The organism is Vreelandella aquamarina (genome assembly GCF_900110265.1).
GTDB classification, from domain to species: Bacteria; Pseudomonadota; Gammaproteobacteria; order Pseudomonadales; family Halomonadaceae; genus Vreelandella; species Vreelandella aquamarina.
Genome location: NZ_FODB01000088.1, coordinates 1 through 7,129 on the forward strand (window position 1 = coordinate 1; position 7,129 = coordinate 7,129).

Annotated in this window: 7 protein-coding genes; 2 read left to right on the forward strand and 5 right to left on the reverse strand. The window is 54.5% G+C overall.

Features of this window, described 5'->3' with window-relative positions; genetic code table 11:
* Positions 1-429: 429 nt before the first annotated feature.
* The 5 genes from BMY49_RS16415 to BMY49_RS16430 all read right to left on the reverse strand — a co-directional run bounded on the left by BMY49_RS16415 (position 430) and on the right by BMY49_RS16430 (position 3,542).
* Entirely contained in the window at positions 430-1,041 is a 612-nt protein-coding gene (locus BMY49_RS16415) for a lambda exonuclease family protein (RefSeq protein ID WP_089676077.1), read from the reverse strand.
* A gap of 39 nt (positions 1,042-1,080) precedes the next feature.
* Positions 1,081-1,830, reverse strand: a complete 750-nt coding sequence (locus tag BMY49_RS16420) for an ERF family protein (RefSeq protein ID WP_089676078.1) — start codon at positions 1,828-1,830, stop codon at positions 1,081-1,083.
* Between the two features lie 29 nt (positions 1,831-1,859).
* Positions 1,860-2,030, reverse strand: a complete 171-nt coding sequence (locus tag BMY49_RS17495; RefSeq protein ID WP_167359389.1) for a hypothetical protein — start codon at positions 2,028-2,030, stop codon at positions 1,860-1,862.
* Between the two features lie 106 nt (positions 2,031-2,136).
* Complete coding sequence (locus tag BMY49_RS16425; RefSeq protein WP_089676079.1) at positions 2,137-3,105, reverse strand: DUF932 domain-containing protein; 969 nt, start codon at positions 3,103-3,105, stop codon at positions 2,137-2,139.
* 98 nt (positions 3,106-3,203) lie between these two features.
* A complete protein-coding gene (locus tag BMY49_RS16430; RefSeq protein WP_089676080.1) occupies positions 3,204-3,542 on the reverse strand; it encodes a hypothetical protein in 339 nt (112 codons plus the stop codon).
* 660 nt (positions 3,543-4,202) lie between these two features.
* Between BMY49_RS16430 and BMY49_RS16435 the strand changes: the two genes are divergently transcribed.
* Complete coding sequence (locus tag BMY49_RS16435; RefSeq protein ID WP_089676081.1) at positions 4,203-4,889, forward strand: YagK/YfjJ domain-containing protein; 687 nt, start codon at positions 4,203-4,205, stop codon at positions 4,887-4,889.
* 479 nt (positions 4,890-5,368) lie between these two features.
* The gene (locus BMY49_RS16440) at positions 5,369-6,823 is read left to right on the forward strand and encodes a YfjI family protein (RefSeq protein WP_089676082.1); all 1,455 of its coding nucleotides are present in this window, start codon (positions 5,369-5,371) and stop codon (positions 6,821-6,823) included.
* Positions 6,824-7,129: the final 306 nt, after the last annotated feature.

Consider the following 7,129-nt stretch of genomic DNA (forward strand, 5'->3'; position numbering starts at 1 on the left):
TCTCGACGCCGGTAGCACCGTGGCAGACCACCAGACCTCCCAGGGTAAGACGCGCGACCTTCCTCCCACCTACCCGCCGCATTTACTATCGCCCCTTCCGGATAGCTATGGGGCTTTGAGGATCATTGCACTCTCGCCCGGGTGCGATAGCCTCGTATGCGATTTCTGTTCGTCGGGCCGGGAGTTTGCCTTCAGCTTCCTTCGGATTCTGCCTTGCGGCAGACACCCTTGCTGTTCAGCTAACGGTTCCCGCTATCAGGGTCCGTAGGGGACTTTCACCCCCAAGTCATCCTGTGAGGCACCACCCTCAGGAATAGCGCCAGTCAAGGCGCTGCGCGCCATGCCTGGCGCACAATAAAAAATGCCGGGGTGGTGGCCCCGGCATCTATGTCGTTAATGGTTGTTGGGAGTATTTGTAAGAGTGAAGTCTCACGCGACCATCACTTGGCTCATTCGCCGCCCCATCTCTTCATGAAAAGCGTCGACCCGCTCAGCGATGGTGCGAATCATGATGTCGTCCCGGTAGGCGCGTTTGATAAACAGCGGCATACCGGGCCAGTAGCTCACAAAGTCGATCCACTCCCGCTCGCTGACCCAGAGCCCACCTTGGCATTGGGGCACGTGTTCGTCGGGGATTTCCCCACTGAGCAGCACCTCAATTTGGAACTTAGGCAGCTTGGTTTTGATCTCCAGCAGGCCGTTTGTCCCAATCAAGCTATCCGGTGAGTAGCCCACGTCGTGGTTGAGGATCAGGCCCACTTCTTTGGGTTTCGGTGCGCCGGTCAAATCGCGATACAGCGAGCGGGCGACGCTCTCAAGCTCCTGCCCCCGCTTGGTGTGGGCATTGCCTTGAAACGGCTCGGCCAGCTCTCCGGTCATACGCTCGCCGATCAACTGGTGCATGTAGGTAATGGCTCCGGTACCCAACCCACCGGGGCCTTTGCCATTCACCAGCAATGCCTTGAGTTCCGACATAGTGACGCGCCCAAGACGCGCCGCCAGCCACTCCGGCGAGCCTTGTGGCATGGTGAGTATCTGCATACACGCCTCCTGTAGGCGATGAGTGGTCGGGCTAAGCCGCTATTTCACGGCTCGCTTGGTGAGGGAGGCACGGAGTTTGTCGAAATCTGCCTGAGGCACCTGAACCGCAGCGCCGTATTTGCCGCTGAACCACTCTTGCGTGGTGGCTGGACACTGGCTGATCAAACTCTGAATCTGTCCCGCCTGAAAAGCCGTAACCCTCTTTACAGCTGCACGTGTGCTGGCCTGACCGTTATCGTCTTGCCCGCGTGTGGTGATGTTGAGCAAGGCGCACAGTACATAGCGCTTGCCGTAGCTGGTGGACGATCCAAACGCCTGTACCGCGTTCTTGTTACCGCTCATATCCGCAGGCAATAGCATGCTGGTCTCTTCCCGGTGGCCGTCCTTGTGCATCAGCACGCCCGTGACTTGGATACCGCGTTCCTGGGTCTGAATACGGAAGCTCACCGCGAAGCCGTGTTTTTGCAGGATGGGCCGCACGGTATCGACGATATCCTCCAGTGTGGCATAGCAGCCGTTATTGGTTTGCCCACGCTCTTCAATGCTGGGCAGCTCGGTCTGCATCGCTGCCATAGCAGCGCTGTAGGCCATCATGGCCTGGCGGTCCATCACGCGCTCCTGCATTTGCAGCAGGCGCTCCATCTTGTCGATATCGACGTCAGGGTTAAGCGCCGCGCGCTCGATCACTTGGATAATGGCGGTACTTTCAGTGGTTGATGAAGAAGAAGTAGGCGGCACCGCCTGGAGAGACGATGCCTCTTGAGTGACCATCTGTGTCTTGTTCGCCATGACGGCTCTCCTTAAAAACGGTATGGGGGTTAGATATCGCTGGGCAGCTCATCGGGGGAGACCGGCACGAGCCTAAGCTCCGCGCGGTAAAACTGGCCTTTCGCCATGACGTAGGTGGTTGCCTGAGTTTGGTCTTGGGTCAGCAGGCGCTCTGTTAGCTGGGTAAGAGCTAAGTCGAGATCGTGGTGTAGCGTTGCCATATAGGCCTCCAAACAAAAAAACGCCCAGCCGGTTAAGGGCTGGGCGTCTATGGGGTGAGGGTAGCGAGGTAGATCAGCGATAACGTGGTGACTACGCCGTTAATGGTTAGCTGACCAAAGCCAGCGCCGCGTTGAGTGCTTCCTGCTTTAGCTGTGCGCCTTGGCCGAACCAGGCTGAGTCCATACGGGTATCGTTACTACGTGCCCGCTTGTCGTGATCGACGTATTCCGTGACGGCATTGAGCAAGCCCCAGGCCGTGTCTTTGGCCGTCACCAAGTGAGCGCCACGCCCTTCGCCTTGGTAGAGCTTCTGTACCTTGTTGAGCGCTCGGTAGTTGGGCAGTTTGGAAGGATCGTCTAACGGCGTCTCCACGCCGCACATCACCGCTTGGAAGTAGTGCTGTGCTTCACGGTGATCAATCTTCCGCTCGGCTAACGCTTTCATGCGGTACATGAAGTCATTCCATTGCGACACCGAAATGCCTAACTGACGCTTCACGGCGCGCGGATCAAACTCCGAGCGGTGAGGCACCTTCACCGCTTGCGACGTTCCATCGACGGCAATTTGCAGCGTGTTATTGCACACTACCCTCACCGTGGTGGGCGTTGCCATGGTGGCAAGGGTGCCATCGCAGGAAGTGGCCAACAGCAGGTAGTCATTGACCTCATCCTGACCTTTGAGCGACGTGCTTAAGCCGCTACGGGCTAGCGCCCAGAACTTACGTCCACCTTTGAGCACGCCAGCGGTTTCTAGCTCATACCCGGCGTACTCGGTCAGGTCGCGATAGAACTCCAAAATCTCTTCAGGCTGCACCACCTTATAGCGCTGCGACACCACCGACAGCGGTGCTTTGGTATCTGAGCGGTAGAGCACTTTCTGCTCAGGGAAGGAGTGAATGCTGCCGAGGTGGCTAGCCCCTTCGGCAATAAAGCGCACCGGTGCTTCTTCAATATGCCAGTTCATACCGGCCTGTTGCTGCCAGACCTCCAGCGGTTGATGTCGAGAAAGTTTCTGCCCCAGGCCATGCCAAGGGGTATCGCCTACGTAAGCCATTTGTTCAACGAGATGTGCCATGAGTCATTCTCCAGACATAAAAAAAGCGCCGACCAAAGGCCAGCGCGCGAAAGTGAATAAGCGGATCATCCGCCCCACACAGGGCGAACAACGATAGGTTAAGCGTTAGGTGCTAAAGGCGGGTAGGCGTCGCGGTAGGTGCAGCCGCAAGACAAGCATAACCACGGTGTCCCGCTGCCAACTGGCAGCCAATGCTCAAACAGCGAGGTGGCCATGCATGAGCCGGTTTGACCTCCGGCCACGGCACCCATCATGGCGGCAGGCAGCTTTGCCAATGGAAAGCGAGTCACCGCCAATGGCAGTGGGCCGGGGATGGCTGTCGCTCGCCATGCGCCAATAGCACCGCCGATCAAGGTGCTGCCCACCACGCTCACGCGTTGGGCTGTATACAGGTTCAGCATGCGTGTTGATGCACAACGCTTACAGGGTGGGGACATATTGAAGCTCCTATGCAGGGGAAAAAGATTCCAGTGAGGTGGATGCATAGGAGTGATATAGGTCTGAATATTTTTTACTGGCGTGACTGATACTGTGAGCCTGACAGATTTCTTATTATCTCATTGATTAAATGGAATTATTTTTTTCATCTTCAGGGATAGTCCCTCATCACATCCATCACTGAACATCGTGCCTCGAATGGTGCCGACGCCACCATAAGAATAGGAATAATGACGGTAATAGTAATATGCAGTAGCAAATTAATAACTAATAGTAATAAAGGTACGGAGGAGATTTAGAAATAGGGCTACTAGGGAGGAGGCCTTTCGAAGCCTCCGACCATCCCATAAAAAGAGACCAGGGAAGTCCTGTTAACGCAGTATCAACAGGAAGGATCACACCGACAGCAACGTGATGGCGAATAACGCTATGACAATAAGGCCACCTCAGAAGATCGCCTTTTTAAGAGGCGATGCACAGACAAATTCGCTACTGACCAGCACTTACAACGCTGCACCTCCTTATTCGCACAAGGCCACCCTATGCAGGGCCCGTGACGACAGATACATCTTCACCCCATGACTATCACTCAAAGCCACTGCTTAAATGCGGAGAGTGCCGTGTATGCGTGTGTCATGAACTACACCTAAGAGACTCTCATGTTCACGAATAAACCAAAACGCCACCCTCACAATACGAAGCTACGCCTCTATTACGATAGCTGGTACCAAGGGCTACCAGTTCAGCAACGTCTACAGGGCCCTCAAATTGAGAACTATCTGGAGACCACTCTGCGGGTACTACAGCACACTACCTACGAGCAGAACCGAACCTTGGCGTTTCGCCTCGACCTGCGCTTCCCCCAAGCAATGCCAGTTGGGCCGATCCACGCTGACAACGCGTGCCTTAACCGGTTTTTCTATGCCTTGCGGAAGGAGCTTGAAGCGGCAGGCACCAAGTATCACACCGAAATCCGCTACCTGTGGGCCCGAGAGCAGGACACTAGCGACAAGCCTCACTACCATATGCAGTTATTGCTTAACTATGATGCCTTTTGTTCACTGGGGTGCTTCTCTCCCTCCTCCAGTGGTAAATACGAGCAGGGCAATCTCTACCACCGTTGCGTTAGGGCTTGGAGCTGGGCCATCAACTGGCCGATTTACGACATGGCTGGACTACTCCATGTCGCCACGGACAAGCTGACAAAGCAGCCCTATGTGTATCGCATGCACCGAAATGACGCGGAAACTTTTGCACAGGTTTTTTACGCAGCCTCCTATCTGAGCAAAGCCTACTCCAAGCCCATCGCCCAAAGAATCCGCTGTCACCAAGGCAGTAGCCGTTAAGTCTTTAATTGGACCCCATATTTGGATTATCTCTAAGTTGTTCCAAGCTCAGAACGTAATTCCATCACCCCCGTATCGACTGATTAAAGCAACGTCTTTACTCATTGGCATGTAGCGCGGCAAGCTAGAAACCTCCCATAAACCATCCATTATCAACTTAGCATATAAAGAAATAGAATATAAATTTTAACCACCCACACCCTGTAGGTGCTCATCGGTATGAGGCATAGCTCCTACTGCCAGTGTAAAAGCCGGTCATTTTGGCTATCCGTAGCCAAAATGACCGGCTAGATTGACTGTTTACCTTTAAACATTCAAAAACCTCGTCATTATTTTAATTGTTTTGTCAACCCCTCTGCCTATCCAGCCGTCTAGCTTGTAAGCAGCGCTAGTTTCACCCCTTTCAACAAGCCTCACTCTCTTCACTGACACCGAAACAGGCTCGATGGAGCCCAACCACACGAATTAGGAGAGTGACAATGAGCTATCTCTTTTACCCGATACTGCCTGCCCCGGGCAGTTTCAATCCCCAACGCGTCGCATCAACTCTATTGTGGCGATCCAGCAATGAGCTCAGTCAGAATTGCCAAGTGTCGCAAGATCTCACCACTCTGACCCTGTTAGCAGGGGTCAGTATAGTGGCTCAGGGTCGCTACGATTTGAGGATGCCCTTTGGTGCGATAAAACCAACCTCTATCAACGTGCTAGGAGTTGCTGGCTCCGGCGAAGGTAAATCTCCGCTCTTCGACAAAGTGCTACACCCCATTCAAGAAGAACAGCGCAGGCAGCGCAAGGAGTGGCGCAAACAGCTGGATACCTATCAAGGGGAGCTAGAGGAGTGGCGAACCGAGGAGAAGGTGCTGACTCAATCAATCTATCGCAAACGGACCAAAGGCGGTACAGCGGAGCGTGAACGACAATTGCTGCAAGAGCTGCATCAACGCCGGCCCCAATTACCACGTGAGTTCCGGTTACTGTACGACGACACCTCACCAGAAGCACTCTTTTCAGGACTAGATAAGAGGGTGCCAAGCGCCGCGTTGGCGACAGACGAAGCGGAGCTATTCTTCAAGGGCCCTATGAATCGGGCACGCAGCCATATTAACTCCCTATGGAGCGGTGGTAGCACAATCATCACAAGGGCTACTAAAGAAGATATTGCCTTAGATGATGTCCGCCTAATGCTGCTACTAATGGTGCAGCCCGGCATCCTGGACAATTACATAGAAGCACAGGGTCGACAGGCAAGAGACTCCGGCATGCTCGCTCGCTTTCTCGTCTGTGCACCGCTACCGACTCGCGGTCAACGGCTCCACTCGCAACAGTCCTCCTCGACATGGGATGCTTGGGAACAAGCTGAAGTACGCCTGACCACTCTGATGCGGGAGAACCTGATCCTGACAAACGAACCAGACACACCAAGAGAGGTACTTGAATTTACGCCAGAAGGTGCAGCCTGCTGGATACAGATGGCCAATGAGATCGAGCAACAGATGCGCCCGGGGGGGTGCTTTGAAGCGTGTCCCGACCATGGCTCGAAGCTGGCGGAAAACGTGGCTCGCGTCGCGGCATTGATCCACTTGCTCGAGGAGTATGACGGGGGTATCACACAAGAGACAGTGTTGATGGCAATGGATATCAGCCTCTATTACTCTGGCCACTTCATGCAGGTTTTCATGCCACCTCCCCAAGAGGAGCAAGATGCTCAGCGGCTAAACGAGTGGTTCAATGAGCTGAGGCAATTCGGCTGGCGTATTATTCGGTACAACGAAGTGCGTCAACGCGGTCCACGCCCGTTGCGTGATAAGAAGCGGCTCAAAGCAGCGCTTGATGTGCTGCTTAACCATCAGCAAGTGGCTGTTTTTACTCTCAACCGAACCCGCCACATCGACATCGCTCCTTGGCTGGGTCCGCAGAACCCGAGCATTTACTGACACTCGTGGTTCATTGCCGCCCAGCTGGGCGGCAAGTACTAATTACGTCATTTGTCTTCTTCAGGCACCTGCAGCACGGTTTGCCAAGACGACGCCTCGGGCAACCGATCAATGCAGGCCAGAAGTAAGCGTTCATTCCACGACGTAGTTGACCTACTTCACGTCACGCAGAGGCCTTAATAACTCCGGCGAGACCTTGTACTGTTTGGTGCCGTCCTCGGCCAGAACAATCACACTCTTGCGGTTGATCTTGGTGACGATCCCCAGCACCGGGCCTTCCCGGCCCTCGAAGGTTACTTTCAGGCC